Source organism: Streptomyces sp. GDS52 (assembly GCF_052246875.1).
Classification (GTDB): domain Bacteria; phylum Actinomycetota; class Actinomycetes; order Streptomycetales; family Streptomycetaceae; genus Streptomyces; species Streptomyces cathayae.
Genome location: NZ_CM125966.1, coordinates 6,159,921 through 6,182,206 on the forward strand (window position 1 = coordinate 6,159,921; position 22,286 = coordinate 6,182,206).

Annotated in this window: 17 protein-coding genes and 1 pseudogene; 14 read left to right on the forward strand and 4 right to left on the reverse strand. The window is 73.6% G+C overall.

Annotated elements, in window-relative coordinates; all coding sequences use genetic code 11:
- Positions 1-175 precede the first annotated feature (175 nt).
- Both metK and ACTWJ9_RS28180 read left to right on the forward strand, forming a co-directional pair.
- Positions 176-1,399 (forward strand): methionine adenosyltransferase, encoded by a 1,224-nt coding sequence (metK, locus tag ACTWJ9_RS28175; protein ID WP_279337073.1) that lies wholly within the window; start codon positions 176-178, stop codon positions 1,397-1,399.
- A gap of 127 nt (positions 1,400-1,526) precedes the next feature.
- Complete coding sequence (locus ACTWJ9_RS28180) at positions 1,527-3,674, forward strand: primosomal protein N' (RefSeq protein ID WP_388707766.1); 2,148 nt, start codon at positions 1,527-1,529, stop codon at positions 3,672-3,674.
- 21 nt (positions 3,675-3,695) lie between these two features.
- Here the strand turns inward: ACTWJ9_RS28180 and ACTWJ9_RS28185 are convergent, their stop codons facing one another.
- On the reverse strand, positions 3,696-4,265 hold the full coding sequence (locus ACTWJ9_RS28185) for a hypothetical protein (protein ID WP_279337075.1): 570 nt from the start codon (positions 4,263-4,265) through the stop codon (positions 3,696-3,698).
- 233 nt (positions 4,266-4,498) lie between these two features.
- On the opposite strand from ACTWJ9_RS28185, the gene fmt reads away from it, so the two are divergent.
- The 9 genes from fmt to ACTWJ9_RS28230 all read left to right on the forward strand — a co-directional run bounded on the left by fmt (position 4,499) and on the right by ACTWJ9_RS28230 (position 15,563).
- Positions 4,499-5,431 (forward strand): methionyl-tRNA formyltransferase, encoded by a 933-nt coding sequence (gene fmt / locus ACTWJ9_RS28190; protein WP_279337076.1) that lies wholly within the window; start codon positions 4,499-4,501, stop codon positions 5,429-5,431.
- A gap of 118 nt (positions 5,432-5,549) precedes the next feature.
- Positions 5,550-6,968 carry an RsmB/NOP family class I SAM-dependent RNA methyltransferase gene (locus tag ACTWJ9_RS28195; protein WP_443294913.1) on the forward strand — a complete coding sequence of 473 codons (1,419 nt, stop codon included), beginning with the start codon at positions 5,550-5,552 and terminating at the stop codon, positions 6,966-6,968.
- A gap of 91 nt (positions 6,969-7,059) precedes the next feature.
- Positions 7,060-7,746, forward strand: a complete 687-nt coding sequence (gene rpe, locus ACTWJ9_RS28200) for a ribulose-phosphate 3-epimerase (RefSeq protein ID WP_387041316.1) — start codon at positions 7,060-7,062, stop codon at positions 7,744-7,746.
- A 78-nt stretch (positions 7,747-7,824) separates the two neighbouring features.
- Complete coding sequence (locus ACTWJ9_RS28205; RefSeq protein ID WP_279337079.1) at positions 7,825-8,871, forward strand: sugar-binding transcriptional regulator; 1,047 nt, start codon at positions 7,825-7,827, stop codon at positions 8,869-8,871.
- 282 nt (positions 8,872-9,153) lie between these two features.
- Positions 9,154-10,596 carry a GuaB1 family IMP dehydrogenase-related protein gene (locus tag ACTWJ9_RS28210; protein WP_279338124.1) on the forward strand — a complete coding sequence of 481 codons (1,443 nt, stop codon included), beginning with the start codon at positions 9,154-9,156 and terminating at the stop codon, positions 10,594-10,596.
- Between the two features lie 89 nt (positions 10,597-10,685).
- Positions 10,686-11,138 carry an Lrp/AsnC family transcriptional regulator gene (locus ACTWJ9_RS28215; protein WP_109379437.1) on the forward strand — a complete coding sequence of 151 codons (453 nt, stop codon included), beginning with the start codon at positions 10,686-10,688 and terminating at the stop codon, positions 11,136-11,138.
- 320 nt (positions 11,139-11,458) lie between these two features.
- Complete coding sequence (locus ACTWJ9_RS28220; protein WP_443294914.1) at positions 11,459-12,661, forward strand: MFS transporter; 1,203 nt, start codon at positions 11,459-11,461, stop codon at positions 12,659-12,661.
- Positions 12,662-13,006: 345 nt separating this feature from the next.
- Positions 13,007-13,795, forward strand: a complete 789-nt coding sequence (locus ACTWJ9_RS28225) for a carbon-nitrogen hydrolase family protein (RefSeq protein WP_443294915.1) — start codon at positions 13,007-13,009, stop codon at positions 13,793-13,795.
- Between the two features lie 55 nt (positions 13,796-13,850).
- Positions 13,851-15,563, forward strand: a complete 1,713-nt coding sequence (locus tag ACTWJ9_RS28230) for a flavin monoamine oxidase family protein (RefSeq protein WP_388707781.1) — start codon at positions 13,851-13,853, stop codon at positions 15,561-15,563.
- Positions 15,564-15,634: 71 nt separating this feature from the next.
- On the opposite strand, the pseudogene ACTWJ9_RS28235 reads toward ACTWJ9_RS28230, so the two are convergent.
- Positions 15,635-16,327: pseudogene (locus tag ACTWJ9_RS28235) on the reverse strand (DUF5995 family protein); the annotation flags it as partial.
- Positions 16,328-16,500: 173 nt separating this feature from the next.
- Here ACTWJ9_RS28235 and ACTWJ9_RS28240 point away from each other — a divergent pair.
- Positions 16,501-17,634, forward strand: coding sequence for a glycoside hydrolase family 6 protein (locus tag ACTWJ9_RS28240; RefSeq protein WP_279338125.1), 1,134 nt, complete (start codon positions 16,501-16,503; stop codon positions 17,632-17,634).
- On the opposite strand, the gene ACTWJ9_RS28245 is transcribed toward ACTWJ9_RS28240, so the two are convergent.
- Positions 17,616-19,091, reverse strand: coding sequence for a uracil-xanthine permease family protein (locus tag ACTWJ9_RS28245; protein ID WP_279337084.1), 1,476 nt, complete (start codon positions 19,089-19,091; stop codon positions 17,616-17,618). The two genes, ACTWJ9_RS28240 and ACTWJ9_RS28245, sit on opposite strands and share 19 nt — an antisense overlap.
- 175 nt (positions 19,092-19,266) lie before the next feature.
- Here ACTWJ9_RS28245 and ACTWJ9_RS28250 point away from each other — a divergent pair, with 175 nt between their 5' ends.
- Complete coding sequence (locus ACTWJ9_RS28250) at positions 19,267-19,725, forward strand: acyl-CoA thioesterase (RefSeq protein WP_279337085.1); 459 nt, start codon at positions 19,267-19,269, stop codon at positions 19,723-19,725.
- Here ACTWJ9_RS28250 and ACTWJ9_RS28255 read toward each other — a convergent pair.
- Positions 19,685-20,890 (reverse strand): MFS transporter, encoded by a 1,206-nt coding sequence (locus ACTWJ9_RS28255; RefSeq protein WP_279337086.1) that lies wholly within the window; start codon positions 20,888-20,890, stop codon positions 19,685-19,687. The two genes, ACTWJ9_RS28250 and ACTWJ9_RS28255, sit on opposite strands and share 41 nt — an antisense overlap.
- 181 nt (positions 20,891-21,071) lie before the next feature.
- Here ACTWJ9_RS28255 and ACTWJ9_RS28260 point away from each other — a divergent pair, with 181 nt between their 5' ends.
- Positions 21,072-22,271 carry an ROK family transcriptional regulator gene (locus ACTWJ9_RS28260; RefSeq protein ID WP_279337087.1) on the forward strand — a complete coding sequence of 400 codons (1,200 nt, stop codon included), beginning with the start codon at positions 21,072-21,074 and terminating at the stop codon, positions 22,269-22,271.
- Positions 22,272-22,286: the final 15 nt, after the last annotated feature.

Genomic DNA, 22,286 nt, shown 5'->3' on the forward strand with positions numbered 1-22,286 from the left:
ACCCGCCTCGACATGGGCAGAATGCCCGTGCCGCAGGTCACGGCGCTCCCGAGAGGCGAGACAGGGGGCCCCGCGGCGAGGCGCGACAGATAAGCTGTTCCACGGACGGCGTGAGGTGCAGCCCCCGCCGCCCGCCAATGATCAGCCAGCAGCCGCTGCAACCCCAGGGAGCGTTGTGTCCCGTCGTCTCTTCACCTCGGAGTCCGTGACCGAAGGTCACCCCGACAAGATCGCTGACCAGATCAGCGACACCATCCTCGACGCACTGCTCCGCGAGGACCCCACCTCGCGCGTCGCCGTCGAGACCTTGATCACCACCGGCCTGGTGCACGTGGCCGGAGAGGTCACGACCAAGGCCTACGCGCCGATCCCGCAGCTGGTGCGGGAGAAGATCCTGGAGATCGGCTACGACTCCTCGAAGAAGGGCTTCGACGGCGCCTCCTGCGGGGTGTCGGTGTCGATCGGGGCCCAGTCCCCGGACATCGCGCAGGGTGTCGACACCGCGTACGAGTCCCGGGTCGAGGGTGCCGCCGCAGGTGGGGAGACGGACGAGCTCGACAAGCAGGGCGCAGGCGATCAGGGGCTGATGTTCGGCTACGCGTCGGACGAGACGCCGACGCTGATGCCGCTGCCGATCTTCCTCGCGCACCGCCTGTCCAAGCGTCTGTCCGACGTGCGCAAGAACGGCACGATCCCCTACCTGCGCCCGGACGGCAAGACCCAGGTCACCATCGAGTACGACGGCGACAAGGCGGTCCGCCTCGACACCGTGGTCGTCTCCTCCCAGCACGCCTCCGACATCGACCTCGAGTCGCTGCTCACCCCGGACATCCGCGAGTTCGTCGTGGAGCCGGAGCTGAAGGCGCTGCTGGACGAGGGCATCAAGCTGGACACCGAGAAGTACCGGCTGCTGGTCAACCCCACCGGCCGCTTCGAGATCGGCGGCCCGATGGGCGACGCGGGCCTGACCGGCCGCAAGATCATCATCGACACCTACGGCGGTATGGCCCGGCACGGCGGCGGCGCCTTCTCCGGCAAGGACCCCTCCAAGGTGGACCGCTCGGCGGCGTACGCGATGCGCTGGGTCGCCAAGAACGTGGTCGCGGCCGGCCTGGCCGCCCGCTGCGAGGTCCAGGTGGCGTACGCCATCGGCAAGGCCGAGCCGGTCGGTCTGTTCGTGGAGACCTTCGGCACCGCCAAGGTCGGCACCGAGCTGATCGAGCAGGCGATCGACGAGGTGTTCGACCTCCGTCCGGCCGCGATCATCCGCGACCTGGACCTGCTCCGCCCGATCTACTCCCAGACCGCCGCCTACGGCCACTTCGGCCGGGAGCTGCCCGACTTCACCTGGGAGCGCACCGACCGCGTGGACGCGCTGCGCAAGGCGGCGGGCCTGTAGCCCGCCCGCCCGCACCCCTGGCACGTCCGCCGAGGCCCGGCGTCCCTTCGGGGGCGCCGGGCCTCGGCGCGTTCCCGGGGGGCGGTAACGCCGCCGGTTGTCAGTCGCGTTTGGTAAGAATGCAAGCGTGAGCAGTGAGAACGGGCAGGTGGACGGTGGTGCGCGGGGCGCCCCGCCGGAGCAGCTCGCGCTCATCCGCGAGACCGTGCGCAAGGCGGACACCCCCCGGGCCAAGCCGCGGACCTGGCGGGGCGCCGCGCTCGCCGGGCACCTGCCGGTCGCGCGCGTCCTGGTCGACAAGGGCGTGCTGCACCTCGACCGGTACTTCGACTACGCGGTGCCCGAGGAACTCGACGCCGACGCGCAGCCGGGCGTGCGGGTGCGGGTGCGGTTCGGGGCCGGCCGGCACCGGGTGCGCGAGGGACGCCGCGAGGGCGGGGGGCTGATCGACGGGTTCCTCGTCGAGCGGCTCGCCGAGTCCGACTACTCCGGCCCGCTGGCCGCCCTCGCCCAGGTGGTGTCGCCCGAGCCGGTCCTGAGCGAGGAGCTGCTGGGGCTGGCCCGCGCGGTCGCCGACCGGTACGCGGGCAGCCTCGCCGACGTGCTCCAGCTCGCCGTGCCGCCGCGCAACGCCCGCGCCGAGCGGCGCCCCTCGCCCGACCCCGCGCCGCCGCCCCCGGCGCCCGAGCCGGGCTCCTGGGCCCGGTACGACCAGGGGGAGGCCTTCCTCCGGTCGCTGGCCTCCGGCGGCGCTCCGCGCGCCGTGTGGAACGCGCTGCCCGGACCACTGTGGAGCGAGGAGCTGGCCCGTGCCGTCGCGGCGACGCTGGCCTCGGGGCGCGGCGCGCTCGTCGTCCTGCCGGACGGACGGACCGTCGCCCGTGTCGACGCCGCGCTCACCGAGCTCCTCGGCAAGGGACGGCATGCCGTACTGACCGCCGACGCCGGACCCGAGAAGCGGTACGCGCAGTGGCTCGCCGTGCGGCGGGGCTCCGTGCGCGCCGTGATCGGCACCCGGGCGGCGATGTTCGCGCCCGTCCAGGATCTCGGGCTGATCGCGCTCTGGGACGACGGCGACACCAGCCACAGCGAGCAGCACGCCCCGCAGCCGCATGCGCGGGAAGTGCTGCTGCTGCGGGCGGCACAGGACAAGTGCGGCTTCCTGCTGGGGAGCTGGAGCTGCACGGTGGAGGCCGCCCAGCTGGTCGAGACCGGCTGGGCCGGACCCCTGGTCGCCGGAAGGGACCGGATACGGGCCGCCGCGCCGCTGGTGCGGACCGTCGGCGACGGGGACCTCGCGCGGGACGAGGCCGCCCGTGCCGCCCGGCTGCCGACGCTCGCCTGGCAGGCCGTCAGGGAAGGGCTGCGGCACGGGCCGGTGCTCGTACAGGTGCCCCGGCGCGGCTACGTCCCCCGGATGGCGTGCGCCGGCTGCCGTACCCCGGCGCGGTGCCGGCACTGTTCCGGGCCGCTGGAGGCGCACGGTGCCGACGATCTGCGGTGCGGGTGGTGCGGGCGCGAGGAGGCCGGCTGGCACTGCCCGGAGTGCGGGGGGTTCCGGCTGCGGGCCCAGGTGGTGGGGGCCCGCCGGACCGCCGAGGAGCTGGGGCGGGCCTTCCCCGCCGTGCCGGTGCGCACCTCGGGGCGCGAGCACGTGCTGGACACGGTGCCGGGCACGCCCGCGCTGGTGGTGAGCACCCCCGGGGCCGAGCCGGTCGCGGAGGGCGGCTACGCGGCGGCGCTGCTGCTGGACGGCTGGGCGATGCTGGGCCGGCCCGATCTGCGGGCCGCGGAGGACGCGCTGCGCCGGTGGATCGGGGCGGCGGCGCTGGTGCGTCCGCAGGCGGCCGGCGGCACGGTGGTGGTGATCGCCGAGCCGACGCTGCGGCCCGTGCAGGCGCTGGTGCGGTGGGACCCGGTGGGACACGCGGTACGGGAGCTGAGCGAGCGGGCCGAGCTGGGCTTTCCGCCGGTGTCGCGGATGGCGGCCGTGTCGGGACCGGGGGAGGCCGTGGCGGAGTTTCTCCGCGCGGTCGCACTCCCGGGGGAGGCGGAGGTGCTGGGACCCGTCCCGTTGCCCCTCACCCCCGCCGACCGCCCCCGGCGACCAGGCGGTCCGCCGCCCGGGGACCACTGGGAGCGGGCGCTGATCCGGGTACCACCGGGCAGGGGCGCGGCGCTCACCGGCGCACTGAAGTCGGCCCAGGCGGCGCGCATGGCCCGTGGGGGCGACACCCCGGTATGGGTGCGGATCGACCCGCCCGACATCGGCTGAACGGCGCCGCAGGACCGTCGGTCAGCCGTTGCGGGGACCCGGGAAGGTCGGGGGAGCGGGGAACGCCGTGGGGAGGGGATCGTTGCGGAGGGACGAACTGCTCGCTGTGGGCTGGGTCGGCAGGGAACGGGCGGCCGGCACCGTCGGCACGGTGGAGACCCCGGCGCCCACGTTGACCGTGCGGGTCCCCGACGGCTCCGCGGTGTGCTCCGCCTCCACGGCCGGGGCGGTCCGGGCGGCCGCGGCACGGCGGGCGCCGTAGCGGCGGTGCACCGCCTGTTTGGTGACGCCGAGCGCGGAGCCCACCGCGTCCCACGAGAAACCCAGCGAACGGTCGAAGTCGACGGCCGCGGTGACCAGGGTCTCGACGCTGTCCCGCAGCTCCTGGGCGAGGCGGACCGTCGGAGCGGGGGCGCGTCCGTAGACGACGAAGCCCGTGGAGGGGCCGGAGCGGCGCGGGCGGTAGACGTTGCCCAGCTGGGCGGTGAGTGTGCGCAGTGCGTCCACCTGCCGGCGGACCCGCTCGATGTCCCGCACCAGCAAGTGCAGGCTGGCACGAGCCTGGGCGTCGTGGGTTGCGTGGTCGGCCATGGAACAAGCCTCTCGAACCGGCGTTGAATGGAACGGGCCGTGTCCGGGCCCGATGTGGTCAACTCTTTCTTGACCAACGCGGATGCGCCCCATGGGTCACGGGGTGGGGGCGCGGCGACACGGGCGCACGCCCCCGTGCGTGAGCGTGCGCCTCGGCTTCGTCGGAACGTCGTCCCCCCATAGACTGGTGCGCTGCCCGCACCCGCCCCTGCCCGAGAGGCCCGAACCACTCCATGAAGCTGGTCTTCGCCGGCACCCCCGAGGTCGCCGTTCCCGCCCTGGACGCCCTGCTCGCTTCGGAGCGGCACGAGGTGGCCGCCGTCGTCACCCGGCCCGACGCGCCGGCCGGGCGGGGCCGCAGGCTGGTGGCCTCTCCGGTCGCCGAGCGGGCGCGAGAGGCCGGGATCGAGGTGCTCAAGCCCGTGAAGCCCCGGGACCCGGAGTTCCTGGAGCGGCTGCGCGAGATCGCCCCCGACTGCTGCCCCGTCGTCGCCTACGGCGCCCTGCTGCCCCGGGCCGCCCTCGACATCCCGGAACGGGGCTGGGTCAACCTGCACTTCTCGCTGCTGCCCGCCTGGCGCGGTGCGGCGCCCGTGCAGCACGCCGTCATGGCGGGGGACGAGATCACCGGTGCGTCCACCTTCCTCATCGAGGAAGGGCTCGACTCCGGGCCGGTCTACGGCACCGTCACCGAGGAGATCCGCCCCACCGACACCAGCGGCGACCTGCTCACCCGGCTCGCCTTCGCCGGCGCCGGGCTGCTCGCCGCGACCATGGACGGCATCGCGGACGGCACCCTGAAGGCCGTACCGCAGCCCGCCGACGGGGTCACCCTCGCCCCGAAGGTCTCCGTGGAGGACGCCCGCGTCGACTGGAACGCCCCGGCCCTGCGCGTCGGCCGGATCGTGCGCGGCTGCACCCCGGCGCCCGGTGCCTGGACCACCTTCCGGGGCGAGCGGCTCAAGCTCGTCCAGGTGGTCCCCGCCCCCGACCGCACGGACCTCACCCCGGGCCGGGTGTCCGCGGGCAAGAACAACGTGTACGTCGGCACCGGTTCGCACGCCGTGGAGCTGCTGTGGGTGCAGGCCCAGGGCAAGAAGCCGATGCGGGCGGCGGACTGGGCGCGCGGCGCGCGGATCGGCGCGGAGGAGACGGTCGGCACCTGACGCCGCGGGACCCCGGCCCCGCCCCGGCCCCACCTCGGCCCCCTCGGCCCCCCTTGGCCCCCTCTTGACAACGTAAGCTGGACCGCGCACTTCATCCCACATCCGGAGCACCTTTTTCGTGAGCGACCAGCCCCGTCGGCCCCGCAAACCCGGCAAGCCCTACCGTCGGCCCCAGAAGGACCCCGTCCGCATCCTCGCCTTCGAGGCCCTGCGGGCCGTGGACGAGCGGGACGCCTACGCCAACCTCGTCCTGCCGCCGCTGCTGCGCAGGGCCCGAGAGGGCGGTGACTTCGACGCCCGGGACGCGGCGCTCGCCACCGAGCTGGTGTACGGGACGCTGCGCCGCCAGGGCACGTACGACGCGATCGTCGCGGCCTGCGTCGACCGGCCGCTGCGGGAGGTGGACCCGCCCGTGCTGGACGTGCTCGGCCTGGGCGCGCACCAGCTGCTCGGGACCCGGATCCCCACGCACGCCGCGGTCTCCGCCTCCGTCGAACTCGCGCGCGTCGTGCTCGGCGACGGGCGGGCCAAGTTCGTCAACGCCGTGCTGCGCAAGGTCGCGCAGCACGACCTCGACGGCTGGCTGGAGCGGGTCGCGCCGCCCTACGACGAGTACCCCGAGGACCATCTCGCCGTCGTGCACTCGCACCCGCGCTGGATCGTCTCCGCGCTGTGGGACTCCCTCGGCGGTGGCCGTGACGGCATCGAGGAACTGCTGCGGGCGGACAACGAGCGGCCCGAGGTGACCCTGGTCGCCCGCCCCGGGCGCGCCACCACCGAGGAACTGCTCGGCGAGGAGGCCGCCCTCCCGGGACGCTGGTCGCCGTACGCGGTGCGGCTCAGCGAGGGCGGCGAGCCGGGCGCGATCCCGGCCGTGGCGGACGGCCGGGCCGGGGTGCAGGACGAGGGAAGTCAGCTCGTCGCGCTCGCCGTCGCCAACGCCCCGCTGGACGGGCCGGACCGCAGATGGCTGGACGGCTGCGCCGGCCCCGGTGGCAAGGCCGCGCTGCTCGCCGCGCTCGCCGCCGAGCGGGGCGCCGCCCTGCTGGCCTCCGAGAAGCAGCCGCACCGGGCCGGGCTGGTCGCGAAGGCGCTGGCCGGGAACCCCGGGCCGTACCAGGTCGTCGTCGCCGACGGGACCCGGCCGCCGTGGCGGCCCGGCAGCTTCGACCGGGTACTGGTGGATGTGCCGTGCACCGGGCTCGGCGCCCTGCGCCGCCGGCCCGAGGCGCGCTGGCGCCGCAGGCCGGACGACCTGGACGGCTTCGCCCCGCTGCAGCGCGAGCTGCTGCGCGGTGCCCTGGAAGCCGTACGGGTCGGCGGCGTCGTCGGCTACGCCACCTGCTCGCCGCACCTCGCCGAGACCCGGGCCGTCGTCGCCGACCTGCTCAAACAGTTCCCGGACACCGAACTCCTCGACGCCCGGCCGCTGCTGCCCGGAGTCCCGCAGCTGGGCGAGGGCCCCGACGTACAGCTGTGGCCGCATCTGCACGGAACCGACGCCATGTACCTGGCGCTCATCCGACGGACCGGCTGACCCCGTCCCGAAGCGGCGCCCGGTCCGCGCGCGACCGTATCGGAACCCGACCGATGCCGCCGACCCCCGAAGGGCATGGCACGCTTGGTGCATGGCCGCGCAGATCAACCCCAGCATCCTGTCCGCCGACTTCGCCCGCCTCGCGGACGAGGCACGGGCGGTCGAGGGAGCCGACTGGCTCCACGTCGACGTCATGGACAACCACTTCGTCCCGAACCTCACGCTCGGTGTGCCGGTCGTGGAGTCGCTCGCCCGTGCGACGGACACTCCGCTGGACTGCCACCTGATGATCGAGGCCCCCGACCGCTGGGCGCCCCAGTACGTCGAGGCGGGGGCCGGTTCCGTCACCTTCCACGTGGAGGCGGCCGCCGCACCGGTGCGACTGGCCCGCGAGATCCGGGCCAAGGGGGCGCGGGCCTCCATGGCGCTGAAGCCCGCGACCCCCATCGAGCCGTACGAGGACCTGCTCCCCGAGCTCGACATGCTGCTGATCATGACGGTCGAGCCGGGCTTCGGGGGGCAGGCCTTCCTCGACATCATGCTGCCGAAGATCCGCCGCACCCGTGAGCTGATCAGCAAGCACGGCCTGGAGCTCTGGCTGCAGGTCGACGGCGGGGTCTCGGCGTCCACCATCGAGCAGTGCGCCGACGCCGGCGCCGACGTCTTCGTCGCGGGATCCGCCGTGTACGGGGCGGCGGACCCGGCCGAGGCGGTGCGCGCACTGCGCCGACAGGCCGAGGCCGCCGCGGGCAAGGCGTCCTGGGCGTGCGACCACTGAGCCACGAGAACATGAACGGCTTTCAGCAGGGCTGATCGACCGCGCCGGATCTGCGAGGATGAACGGCGAATCCAGAGTGTGAACAGCAGTGAGGAGAACGCCGTGTCGGGTATGTCGGCGGCGGGCCGTTCAGCCATGCGGATGGGACCCGCTGAGCTGGTACAGGCGGCGGCCATGGCCCGCCGCTTCTACCTCGAGGGCAAGTCCAAGATCCAGATCGCCGAGGAGTTCGGCGTCAGCCGCTTCAAGGTGGCCCGGGTCCTGGAGACCGCCCTCGAACGGGATCTCGTGCGCATCGAGATCCGTGTGCCCGCCGAGCTGGACGCGGAGCGCTCCGACGCCCTGCGTGCCCGCTACGGTCTGCGGCACGCCGTCGTGGTGGAGTCCCCGGCCGATGCCGAGGAGACACCCGACCCCGAGAACCTGGGAGAGGTGGCCGCCGACCTGCTCGGCGAACTGGTCGACGAAGGCGATGTGCTGGGCCTGGCCTGGGGCCGGTCCACCATCCACATGGCGGCGGCCCTGGACCGGCTGCCGCCCTGCACGGTCGTGCAGCTGACAGGTGTGTACGACGCCGGGACCGCCGAGCGCGGCTCGGTGGAGGCCGTGCGGCGGGCCGCGCAGGTGTCGGGCGGCGACGCCCACCCCATCTACGCGCCGATGCTGCTGCCGGACGCGGCCACCGCTCAGGCGCTGCGCCACCAGACGGGCATCGCGCGGGCCTTCGAGTACTTCGACAAGGTCACGGTCGCCTGTGTCTCCATCGGATCGTGGGAGCCGGGCATCTCGACGGTGCACGACATGCTCACGGACGAGGAGCGCGCGCACTACGCCTCGCTCGGTGTCGCCGCCGAGATGTCCGCCCATCTCTTCGACTCCGACGGACGCCGGGTCGGCCGTGACCTGGGCGAGCGGTGCATCACGGTCAAGACCGACCAGCTCCGCCGGGTCCCCGAGGTCGTCGCGATCGCTGGCGGGCAGCGCAAGGGCCCCGCCATCGACGCGGTGCTGCGCTCCGGGCTCGTCACCAGCCTGGTGACGGACACCTCGGCCGCGGACTACCTGATGGCGGCGGGGCCGGCCCCCAGGTCCGCCCTCAACCGCTCGGACCCCGACGGCCCCTGACCGGCCCGACGACGCGTGGGCCCGGGACGGGCGGGGCGGCATCGGGCGCACGGCGCCGCGGCTCGTCCGGGCCTTCCCGCCCGCCTGCCTGCTCGGGGTTCTGCGCGCCCCGCCGCTCACCGTGGCCCGGACGCTCGGAGGTTCCTCCCAGTGCCCGGCGGCACGGCCTGGACGATCGGACCGGAGAAGGCGTTCCGGCCGTCATGGGACAATGAAGTACGTGCTCTTCCCCCTGGCTGACCTGTCCGGGGGCCACCTCTGAACCACTGGGATGTGCAGCACGTGCGTTTCCTCAACGACATCCAGCCCCCGTACGACCTGACGTACGACGACGTCTTCATGGTGCCGAACCGGTCCGCCATCGGTTCCCGGCAGAGCGTGGACCTCAGCTCCCCGGACGGCACGGGCACCACCATCCCGCTCGTCGTCGCCAACATGACGGCCATCGCCGGCCGCCGCATGGCCGAGACGGTGGCCCGCCGGGGCGGCCTCGTGGTCATCCCGCAGGACATCCCGATCGAGGTCGTCACCGAGGTCGTCTCCTGGGTCAAGAGCCGCCACCTGGTCCTCGACACCCCCATCGTGCTCGCCCCGCACCAGACCGTCGCCGACGCGCTCGCCCTGCTGCCCAAGCGTGCGCACAACGCGGGCGTCGTCGTGGACGCCGAGCACCGGCCGGTCGGCGTGGTCACCGACACCGACCTGTCCGGTGTGGACCGGTTCACCCAGCTCACCGAGGTCATGTCCCGCGACCTGCTGCTCGTCGACGCCGGCATGGACCCGCGCGAGGCCTTCAACACCCTGGACGGCGCCAACCGGCGCTACGCCCCCGCCGTCGACGAGGACGGCCGCCTCGCCGGCATCCTCACCCGCAAGGGCGCCCTGCGGGCCACCCTGTACACGCCGGCCACCGACGCGCAGGGCAGGCTGCGGATCGCCGCGGCCGTCGGCATCAACGGCGATGTCGCGGGCAAGGCCCAGCAGTTGCTGGAGGCGGGCGTCGACACGCTCGTCATCGACACGGCGCACGGGCACCAGGAGTCGATGATCAGCGCGCTGAAGCTGGTGCGCGACCTCGATCCGCAGGTCCCGGTCGCCGCGGGCAACGTCGTCGCCGCCGCGGGGGTGCGCGATCTGATCGAGGCCGGCGCGGACATCGTCAAGGTCGGTGTCGGCCCCGGCGCCATGTGCACCACCCGCATGATGACCGGCGTCGGCCGGCCGCAGTTCTCCGCGGTGCTGGAGTGCGCGGCGGAGGCGAGGAAGTACGGCAAGCACGTGTGGGCCGACGGTGGTGTCCGCCACCCGCGCGACGTCGCGATGGCGCTCGCGGCCGGCGCGTCCAACGTGATGGTCGGCTCCTGGTTCGCCGGGACCTACGAGTCCCCCGGCGACCTCCAGCACGACGCGGACGGCCGCCCCTACAAGGAGTCCTTCGGCATGGCCTCCGCGCGCGCCGTGCGCAACCGCACCTCGGAGGAGTCGGCCTACGACCGGGCCCGCAAGTCACTGTTCGAGGAGGGCATCTCCACCTCCCGCATGTTCCTCGACACGGCCCGGCCCGGCGTCGAGGACCTGATCGACTCGGTCATCGCGGGCGTCCGCTCCTCCTGCACGTACGCGGGTGCCGGCTCCCTGGAGGAGTTCGCCGAGAAGGCCGTCGTCGGCATCCAGAGCGCCGCCGGCTACGCCGAGGGCAAGCCGCTGCACGCCAGCTGGACCTGACCGCCCCCGGCCGGCCCGGCCGGATTCCGTACCGGCCCGGCCCGCCGATCCCGTTGTGGACCTCCCAGAAGCGAAGTGAACCACCCGCAGTGCTGAACGATCTCGACGAACGCATCGTGCACGCCCTCGCCGAGGACGCCCGCCGTTCCTACGCGGACATCGGGCAGCTCGTCGGCCTGTCCGCGCCCGCGGTGAAGCGGCGCGTGGACCGGCTGCGCGCCACCGGTGCCATCACCGGTTTCACGGTCCGGGTGGACCCCGCCGCCCTCGGCTGGGAGACCGAGGGGTTCGTCGAGATCTACTGCCGCGGCAACACCTCCCCGGAGACCATCCAGCGGGGCCTGGAGCGCTACCAGGAGGTCGTGTCCGCCTCCACCGTCACCGGGGAGGCGGACGCGGTCGCCCAGGTCTTCGCCGCCGACATGCGGCACTTCGAACGGGTCCTGGAACGGATCGCGGGAGAGCCGTTCGTCGAGCGGACCAAGTCCGTGCTGGTGCTGTCCCCCCTGCTGCGCCGCTTCTCGTCGGGGTCGCCCACCTAGGCAAGAACCCCGGCTGAGGCTTCGAACGCCTGCCGGAGGGCGGCCCGGAACATCCCGCACCCGTACCGGACCGGCCAGGGGGGCGATCCCGGCTGCCCCGGCGACGGCTCCGGGGCAACGGCTCCGGGACGGAGGCTCCGGGACGAAGGGCCGGGCGCGCCGGCCGGACACGGAAACGACGGACCGTATCCGGCTCGGGCGTCTACCATCGGTGTCATGAGCCGACGACATTGATCCACCCGTCGTGCCTCCCGTGGGCCGCCCCGGGCGCCGTACGTCCTCCACGTCCGGTGTCCGAACCGCCCTCACGGGATGGCCTCATGACTCTCACGCCCACGCGTGCGCCCGACCCCCGCGTCCGACGGCTGACGACCACGCTGTACGGCTACGCGTTCCTCGAAGACTTCGTGCTGCTCTACCCGGTGTACGCGCTGCTGTTCAGCGACGCCGGTCTCACGGTCTGGCAGATCTCCTCCCTGTTCGCCCTCTGGTCGGTCACCGGCGTCCTGCTGGAGGTCCCCTCCGGTGTCTGGGCGGACGCCGTGTCCCGGCGCCTGCTGCTGTGGCTCGGCCCGCTGCTCACCGCCGCCGGCTTCGCCCTGTGGGTACTGCTGCCCTCCTACGGAGCCTTCGCGGCCGGCTTCGTGCTGTGGGGCGCCGGCGGAGCCCTCGGGTCCGGTGCGCTGGAGGCGCTGGTCCACGACGAACTGGAGCGGCTCGACGCGGCCGACCGCTACGCCCGCGTCATGGGCCGCGCCCGCGCGGCGGGACTGGTCGCCGTGATGGCGGCCATGGGGCTCGCCGGTCCGGTACTGGCCCGGGGCGGCCCCACCGCCGTCGGCGCCGCCAGCGTCCTGGGATGCGTGCTGACCGCGGCCACGGCCCTCCGGTTCCCGGAGCACCGCCGCCCGGCGGCCGGGCACGAGGGCTGGACCGCGCCCCTGCGCGCCGGGCTGGCCGAGGCCCGCACCGACCGGTCGGTGCGCGGGGCGCTGCTGCTCGTACCGGCCGTGGGCGCCGTCTGGGGAGCCCTCGACGAGTACACGCCGCTGCTGGTGCGGGACACCGGCGTCGCGGACGAGACGGTGCCCTGGCTGCTCCTGCTGATCTGGGCCGGTGCCACCGCCGGAAGCCTGCTGGCCGGGGAGGGCGAACGCCTCGGCACGACCGGACTCGCGACCCTGCTCGCGGGCTCCGGGCTGCTCCTGGCCGTCGGCTCCGCCGCGGGCACGACGGCCGGGCTCGTGTTCGTCGCCCTCGCCTTCGGCGGCTTCCAGGCGGCGACCGTACTGGCCGACGCGCGACTCCAGCGGCGGATCGCGGACACCGGGCGGGCCACCCTGACCTCGGTCGCGGGCCTGGGCACCGAGCTGGCCACGGTCGTGGTGTTCGGCGGCTACGCGGTGATCGCCTCACACGGCGGACACAGCACGGCCTTCACCGTGTTCGCGCTGCTGTATCTGGTGACAGCGCTGCTCCTGAAGCTCACGAGGCCGTCGCGCTCGCCGCGCGGCCTCCCGTAGGGCGTGCCGCGCTGCCGGCCGGCGCCACCGGCCGGCAGCCGCTTCGTCCGCCCGGCCACCCGGGCGTCCCGGGGAGGGCCAGGCGCCGGCTGATCGGCCGGCCCACCACGGTCCGCCCGCGTCGTCGCACTCGCGTTCGCTCCGGCGCTCGCCCTGCCCACGCGGCGGCCCCCGGCGTCGGGCCCGGCCCCGGAACGGGGGCGTGCAACGAATCGCCGCCGCCCCCGCGACGGACGCAACAGTTCGCTCATGGGCACGCAACGGCTCCTCCTTGTCCGGCCGAGCCGACCGGACGTAGCGTCTGTGCGACCCCCCGAAACCCCCGTGCACCGATGAGGGAAAAGCATGCGCACCGCCCTGCTCCAGAGCTCCGGACGGCCCGGATCCGTCGCCGAGAACCTCAAGGTCCTCGACGAGGCCGCGGGCCGCGCCGCAGCGGCCGGCGCCGGGCTGCTCGTGACCTCCGAGCTGTTCCTGACGGGGTACGCCATCGGCGACGACGTCACGGTGCTCGCCGAGCCCGCCGACGGCGACGCGGCCGACGCGATCGCCCGGACGGCCACCCGGCACGGACTCGCCATCGCCTACAGCTACCCGGAACGCACCGGCGACACGGTCCACAACTCCCTCCAGCTCGTCTCCGCCGACGGCACCCGCCTCGCGAACTACCGCAAGACCCACCTCTTCGGAGACTTCGAGCACGAGCACTTCACCCCGGGCGACCAGCCGGTCGTCCAGGCCGAACTCGACGGCCTCACCGTCGGCCTGCTGGTCTGCTACGACGTCGAGTTCCCGGAGAACGCGCGCGCCCACGCCCTGGCGGGCACCGACCTCCTCCTGGTGCCCACGGCCCTGATGCACCCGTTCCAGTTCGTCGCCGAATCCGTCGTACCGGTAAGGGCGTTCGAGAACCAGATGTACATCGCGTACGTCAACCGGGTCGGCCAGGAAGGCGAGTCGGAGTTCGCGGGACTGTCCACCCTCGTCGGACCCGACGGAGTCGCCCGTACCCGGGCGGGCCGCGGCGAGGAACTCCTCCTCGCCGACGTGGACCCCGCGTTCCTCGCCGCCTCCCGTGAGACCAACCCGTATCTGAGGGACCGCCGCCCCGGCCTGTACGGGCCCCGCGGCTGAAGCCCGCTTCTCCCCCGACACCTCGAAGTCCGTTCGCGCAAGGAGTCCGCACCCCATGACGTCCACGGTGCCCAACGCCGTCGAGCACGCCGACGAACAGCAGCCGCCGATCACCATGTTCGGCCCGGACTTCCCGTACGCGTACGACGACTTCCTCGCCCACCCCGCGGGCCTCGGTCAGATCCCCGCGACCGAGCACGGCACCGAGGTCGCGGTCGTCGGCGGCGGCCTGTCCGGGATCATCGCCGCCTATGAGCTGATGAAGATGGGCCTCAAGCCCGTGGTGTACGAGGCCGACCGGATCGGCGGCCGGCTGCGCACCGTCGGCTTCGAGGGCTGCGACCCCTCGCTCACCGCCGAGATGGGCGCGATGCGCTTCCCGCCGTCCTCCACCGCCCTCCAGCACTACATCGACCTGGTGGGGCTCGAGACCCGTCCCTTCCCCAACCCCCTTGCCGAGGTGACGCCTTCGACCGTCGTCGACCTCAAGGGCGAGTCGCACTACGCCGAGACGCCCGACGACCTGCCGCAGGTCTACCGGGACGTGGCGGACGCCTGGAACCGCTGCCTGGAGGAGGGCGCCGACTTCTCCGACATGAACCGCGCCCTGCGCGAACGGGACGTCCCGCGCATCCGCGAGATCTGGTCGCGGCTGGTGGAGAAGCTCGACAACCAGACCTTCTACGGTTTCCTCTGCGACTCCGAGGCCTTCACGTCCTTCCGGCACCGCGAGATCTTCGGCCAGGTCGGCTTCGGCACCGGCGGCTGGGACACCGACTTCCCCAACTCCATCCTGGAGATCCTGCGGGTCGTCTACACCGAGGCCGACGACCACCACCGCGGCATCGTCGGTGGCTCCCAGCAACTGCCGCTGCGCCTGTGGGAGCGCGAGCCGGAGAAGCTCGTCCACTGGCCGTACGGCACCTCGCTGAAGTCCCTGCACACCGACGGCGCGCCCCGCCCGGCGGTGACACGGCTGCACCGCACCGCCGGCCGGCACATCACGGTGACGGACGCGAACGGGGACATCCGCACCTACCGGGCGGCCGTCTTCACCGCCCAGTCCTGGATGCTGCTCTCCAAGATCGCCTGCGACGAATCGCTCTTCCCCATCGACCACTGGACCGCCATCGAGCGCACCCACTACATGGAGAGCTCCAAGCTCTTCGTGCCCGTGGACCGGCCCTTCTGGCTGGACGAGGCGGTCGACGAGAACGGGAAACCGACAGGGCGGGACGTCATGTCGATGACGCTCACCGACCGGATGACCCGCGGCACCTACCTGCTCGACGACGGCCCGGACAGGCCCGCCGTCATCTGCCTCTCGTACACCTGGTGCGACGACAGCCTGAAGTGGCTGCCGCTGTCACCGAACGAGCGGATGGAGGTCATGCTGAAGTCGCTGGGCGAGATCTACCCGACGGTCGACATCAGGAAGCACATCATCGGCAACCCGGTGACCGTCTCCTGGGAGAACGAGCCCTACTTCATGGGCGCCTTCAAGGCCAACCTGCCCGGCCACTACCGCTATCAGCGGCGCCTGTTCACGCACTTCATGCAGGACCGGCTGCCCGAGGACAAGCGGGGCGTCTTCCTGGCCGGCGACGACATCTCCTGGACGGCCGGCTGGGCCGAGGGCGCCGTCCAGACCGCGCTGAACGCGGTCTGGGGCGTCATGCACCACTTCGGCGGAGCGACCGACGCGACCAACCCCGGTCCCGGTGACGTCTACGACGAGATCGCGCCGGTGGAACTCTCCGACGACTGAGCCCCGGTAACCCCGGGAACCCCTTGGCCCCCGGAGCCCGCCGGCTCGCGGCCGCCGGACCGTCCGGGCCGGTCGGGCAGGGGCGTGAGCAGCATGCGTCCGGCGAAGCCGACCGCCATGTCCAGCCGCGCGGCGAACTCCTCGGCGACGTCCGGCAGTCCGCGCAGCGCCCACAGCGCGCGGGCCGCCGTCCAGGCGGCGTCCCGGGCGTGGTCCAGGCTCCACGCGGCGAGCAGATGGGTCATCGGGTCGGCGAGCTGGAGCAGGTCGGGACCCGGCATCAGGTCCTCGCGGATGCGCTCCTCCAGCGTGACCAGGAGGTCGCCGACGTGGTCGAACTCGTCCTCCACGTCGGCGGGTTCGCAGCCGAGCGTACGGCAGGTGTCCACGACGGCGAGCGCCAGGTCGTGGCCGATGTGCGCGTTGATGCCCGCCAGCGCGAACTGCAGCGGACGTACGCCCGGATGGTGGCGGAACTGGAACAGCGGACGCCAGCAGGCCGGTGGGCGGCGGCCCTCGGACACCGCCTCGACGGCGGCCAGATAGCGCTCGGCGAACAGCACGTCCAGGGTGACCGCCGCCCGCGTGTCCGCGGGCGGACCCGCGTCGATGCGCCGGTCCACCTCCGTCGTCACCGCGAGGTAGACGCGGTTGAAGACCGCGATCCCGTCCCGGCGGGGCAGGGCGGAACCGAGGGCGCGCATCCGGGAGACGACCGTGTCTACGGGGGTGCAGACTTGACGGGCTTGTTCGCATTGCGCCATGAGCGCAGAGTCGCACCTTTAGTGTGGTGCCGGTGGCGGCGGGCCCGGCGTTTCCCCGGATCGGGGGAACGCGCCCGTCGTGGGGGAGGGGGAGCAGTACTGTGTCAGGCTCGCGTGCCCAACGCCTGGCTGCCCGGCGGTCCGCGCGCAGAGGCGCGGCCCGGCGCGCCGCCATGGTCGCGGCCGCCTCCCTCGTGGTCGCGGTCGGCACCGCCGCCGGGGTGGTCTCCTCGGTGGACGACGGACGCGGCTCGGACGAGGCACGGCCCGAGACGACCGCGTCACCGCGGCTGGAGGCACTGCCCGCCGTGCCGTCGTCGGCGTCCCCGTCGACCGAGGCGCCGTCCCCCTCCGCGTCGGCCTCTCCCGAGCCCCGGGCGGAAAAGACGGGTGCCGCGCCGTCCGTGTCGCCCGGCGCGCGGGAGCAGCGGTCGGCCCCGGTGTCCCCCGGGCTCTACCGCCACCCCGATTCCCAGGTCCTGGACTGGGTGCGGGCCCACCCCGGTGATCCGCGCCGCGCGGTCATAGCGTCCCGCATCGGTGACCGGCCGGCGGCGGTGTGGTTCGCCGACCACTCACCGGACACGATCACCGCGCGAGTGCGCGCGATCACCTCGGCCGGCGCCGCGCGGGGCCGGGTGCCCGTCCTCGTGCCGTACACGATTCCCGACCGCGACTGCGGCGGGCACTCCCGGGGCGGGGCACCCGATCTGGACGCCTACGACGGCTGGATCGACCGGTTCGCCGCCGGACTGGGGTCCGGTGAGGTCATCGTGATCCTGGAGCCGGACTCCCTGGCCCAGGTCGAGTGCCTCTCCGCGGGGCAGCGCGCCGACCGCTTCGCCTCACTGGCCCGCGCCGGACGGGTGCTGAAGGAGGCCGATCCCCGGGCCCGCGTCTACTACGACGCCGGGCACTCCGGCTGGAACGCGCCCGTGCGGCAGGCCGGTTGGCTGCGGCAGGCCGGGGCCGCGTCGGCGGCCTCCTCCGACGGCGTCTTCAGCAACGTCTCCAACTTCCACGACACGGCCGACGAGATCACCCACAACCGGCGGGTGCTCGACGCGCTCGGCGGCCCGCCCGGCCTGGGCGCGGTGATCGACACCAGCCGCAACGGCAACGGAGCCCCGGCCGACGGCGAATGGTGCGACCCCGCGGGCCGCAAGCTCGGCCGGGCCCCGACGCTCCGCACCGGCGAGGCCGGGATCGACGCCTACCTCTGGGTGAAACTGCCGGGGGAGTCGGACGGCTGCAAGGGCGCGCCGGGCACCTTCACCCCGTCGTACGCCTACGACTTGGCGCGCTGAGCGCCCCCGCCGTCCGCCTCGTCCCCGCCGTTTCCGCTGTTCCCGCCGTCCCCGCTGTTCCCACCCCGACCGTCCTCGCTCCCGCTGTTCTCGTCGTAGGCGGAGGTGCCCGCGTCGAGCAGCGGCGGCTGGGTCTTGAGGTGGGCCGGCGCGAAGGCGCGCAGCGCGTGGTACCCGGTGATGACGACGAGGGAGCCGAGCGCGATGCCGCTGAGCGAGAAGGTGTCGGTGAACTCCATGGTGACGTTGCCGACGCCGATGATGATGCCCGCGGCGGCCGGCACCAGGTTCAGCGGATTGCGCAGGTCCACCTTGGCGTTGATCCAGATCTGGGCGCCGAGCAGGCCGATCATGCCGTACAGGATGACGGTGATCCCGCCGAGCACGCCCCCGGGGATCGCGGCTACGACCGCGCCGAACTTCGGGCAGAGGCCGAACAGCAGGGCGAAGCACGCGGCGGCCCAGTACGCGGCGGTCGAGTAGACCCGGGTCGCCGCCATCACGCCGATGTTCTCGGAGTAGGTGGTGTTGGGCGGGCCGCCCACGGCGGTGGACAGCATGGAGCCGACGCCGTCGGCGGAGATGGCCGTGCCCAGCTTGTCGTCGAGGTTGTCGCCGGTCATCTCGCCGACGGCCTTGACGTGCCCGGCGTTCTCGGCGATCAGTGCGATGACGACCGGCAGGGCGACCAGGATCGCCGACCACTCGAAGGACGGGCCGTGCAGGTTCGGCAGACCGATCCAGTCGGCCTGGCCCACACCGGACAGGTCCAGGCGCCAGTGGTCGGTGACCTTGCCGCTCGCGTCCGCGGAGTGGATCCGGCCGAAGACCAGGTCGAGGACCCAGGAGAGCGCGTACCCGAAGACCAGCCCGAGGAAGATCGCGATACGGGACCAGAAGCCCCGCAGGCACACCACCGCCAGGCCGGTGAACAGCATCACGGACAGGGCGGTCCACTGGTCCTGCGGCCAGTACGTGGCGGCGGTCACCGGCGCCAGGTTGAAGCCGATCAGCATCACCACCGCGCCGGTGACGATCGGCGGCATCGTGGCGTGGATGATCCGCGCCCCGAAACGCCGCACCGCGAGCCCCACAAGGAACAGCGCGGCCCCGACCACGAACACCGCGCCGGTCACCGTGGCGCTCGACCCGCCCTGGGCCCGGATGACCGCGGCGACGCCGACGAAGGAGAGCGAGCAGCCCAGATAGCTGGGCACCCGGCCGCGCGTGGCCAGCAGGAAGACGATGGTCGCGACGCCCGACATCATGATCGCGAGGTTGGGGTCCAGGCCCATCAGCACCGGGGCGACGAACGACGCCCCGAACATCGCCACGACGTGCTGGGCGCCGAGTCCCGCGGTACGGGGCCAGGAGAGCCGTTCGTCGGGGCGGACCACCGCGCCGGGAGCCGGGGTGCGTCCGTCTCCGTGCAGTGTCCAGCGGACGCCGAGATCCATGGGGTGTCGCTTTCGTCGTTCGTGCAGCGTGTCCGGACCATTGTCGGGGCTCTCCAGGTGTGCTTCGTACACCTGGAGAGGCCTGCTCCGGCTGTCTGAGCGTCTGCTTAGGATGAGGGCGCGCCGTCGGTTCGTGTAGGCGGCACTCATTCCGTACGCACCAGGAGTTCCGCCCGTGACCGCCGAAGCCCCGACCGCCCCCGCCCTGTCGTACGGCCGGCTGATCCCGGTGACCGTCCACTTCGACGACCTCGACGCGCTGGGGCTGCTGCACAACGCGCGCTATCCGCTGATGGTCGAGCGGGCCTGGGCCGAACTGTGGGAGGAGCACGGCATCCGCTTCGAGGGCGACTGGACGGCGGCCGGCGACGCCTGCAACGCGGTCAGGGAGCTGCGGATCGGCTACGAGGCCCCGGTGACCCGGACCGGCGCGTACGCCGTCCACCTGTGGCTGGAGCGGTTGGGGACGACCGGGCTGACCTACGGTTTCCGCTTCTGCTCGCGGGACGGGGCGGTGACCTACGCGCGGGGCAGCCGGGTGCTGGTACGGCTGGACGCGAAAACCCTGCGCCCGGCGCCCTGGAGCGAGACGCTCAGGGCCGCGGGCCGGGAACTGCTGCGTCCGGGCGGATGACCTTCACACGGTCCCCGGAGCGCAGCACGCCCGCGAGGCCGGCCAGACCGCAGGACAACACCGTGACCAGGACGAACGACACCATCAGACTGGTCGCCTGGGCCAGCAGGCCGATCGCGCTCGGAGCGATCAGGCCCGAGGTGTACGTGATGGTCGCGACGCCCGCGATGGCGAGGCTGGGATGGGTGCCGCTGCGGCCCGCCGCGGCGAAGCACAGCGGCACCACCACCGCGATGCCGAGGCCCATCAGAGCGAACCCGGCCATCGCCGTCGCGGGGTGCGGGGCGAGGACGATCAGCAGTCCGCCGGTGACGGCGACGACGCCGCTCGTGCGCACCGTGCGCACCGCGCCGTAGCGGTCCACCACCCGGTCCCCGGCGAGCCGGGCGATCGCCATGGTGAGCGTGAACCCGGTGGTGCAGGCCGCGGCGAGCCCCGGCGAGGCATCCAGCCGGTCGCGCAGATAGACCGCCGACCAGTCGAGGCTCGCACCCTCCGCGAAGACCGCGCAGAAGCCGATGGCGCCGATCAGCAGCGCGGAGCGGGGCGGCAGCGCGAACCTCGGCGGCGGCTCCTCGTCCTCGGCGGGCTGCAGGTCGAGCACATGGCCCGCGGCGGCGACACCCGCCACGGTCAGGACACCGGCCGCGAGCGCGTGGTGCAGCCGGGCGTCCGTGCCGAGGTGCGCGGCGAGGGTGCCGGCCGCCGAGCCGACCAGGGCACCGACGCTCCACATGCCGTGCAGCCCGGACATGATCGACCGCTCGAGCCGGTTCTCCACCTCCACCCCCAGGGCGTTCATCGCGACGTCGGACACGCCGGCCGTGGCGCCGTAGACGAACAGGACCAGGCAGAGCGTCAGCAGGTTCGGGGCGATCGACGGCAGGACCAGCGCGAGCGTCCACAGGGCGATCAGTCCGCGCAGCGCGGTGCGGGCGCCGAAGCGGTGGCTGACCCGCCCCGCCAGCGGCATCGCGAGGGACGCACCGATCGCGGGGAAGGCGAGCGCGAGCCCCAACTGCCCCGGGCTCACGCCGGCATGATCCTGGATCCAGGGCACGCGCGTGGCGAACGAGCCGGTCACGGCGCCGTGCACGGCGAACACGGCGCCCACGGCGTACCGCGCCCTCCGTACCTTGTGTTGCCCGTACACCTCTGCGGTCATGGTCCCGCCCCTCCCGGCCGCACGTGGCCCTCACGCGCCGCCGTAAACTATCAGGGAGGCTTCCTGATGGATAAGGGGATTTTCGCCAGTCTCCCGGGCCGCGTACCGATCCGGTCCCGCCGTCCACCGCCCGCCGATCACGGGCAGCCGATCACGGCAGCCGATCTGGAAGGATCACGCCATGGCCGCATCCCCCAGCACCGCCAGAGCCATCAACGACCGGAACGCCCTGCGGCTGCTCCAGCAGGAAGGTCCGCTGACGGCAAGGCAGTTGAAGCAGCTGACCGGCCTGTCCCGGCCGACCGTCGCCGACCTCGTCGAGCGGCTGACCGCGGCCGGGCTGATCACGGTGGTCGGGGAGGCCGGGGAGCAGCGGCGCGGACCGAACGCGAAGGTGTACGGGATCGTCGCCGACCGGGCGCACCTGGCGGCGCTCGACGTTCGTACCGAGGGTGTCGCCGTGGTCGTCTCCGACCTCGTCGGTGCGGTGCTGGCCGAGGCCTGGGCGCCGATCGCGGTGGACGCCGGGACCGGCCCGGCCGTGGAGCGGGCGGTGACGCTGGTCGAGCGGACGGTGAAGGAGGCGGGCGCCGACCGGCTGCACACCGTCGGCATCGGTGCCCCCGGGCTGATCGACCCCGCGAGCGGCGAACTGCGGGTGTCCAAGGGGCTGCCGGAATGGCACCGTCTGCTGGTGGCCACGCTGCAGGAGCGGCTGCCCGCGGCACGCGTCAGCCTGGAGAACGAGACCAACCTCGCCGCCCTGGCCGAGCAGCGCGAGGGCACCGCCCGGGGCCGCGACACCTTCGTCCTGCTCTGGCTGGGCCACGGCACCGGCGCGGCCGTGATCCTGAACGGCTCCCTGCGCCGGGGCGCCTCCGGCGGCACGGGCGAGATCGGCTTCCTGCCGGTCCCGGGCACCGCCGGTCTGCCGTCGGCCGCCGACTGCGGCGGCGGCTTCCACTCCCTCGCGGCCGCGGCGGCGATCGCCGAACTGGCGGGGGAGTACGGGGTCGTGGCCGAGCCGGACACGGAACCGGTGGCGGCGGGGGCGGTACGGGCCGCCGCCGCGAGGGCGCGCGAGGAGCCGGCCTCGGCGGACGCGCGCTTCCTCGACGCCCTCGCCGACCGCGTGGCCGTGGGGGTCGCGGCGGTGGCGGCGCTGCTGGACCCCGGATGCGTGGTGCTCGGCGGGGAGATCGGCCAGGCCGGAGGCACGGAACTCGCCGCCCGCGTACAGGACCGGACGGCCCGGATGTCACCGCTGTCCACCGAGGTGCGCGCGAGCCTCCTGGGCGGCGGCGCGGTGCTGCGCGGTGCCCTCCTGACGGCCCGGGACCGCGCCCAGGACGAGCTCTTCGGCCCACCCGCCGCACTTTGACGCCGGGCGCCCCGC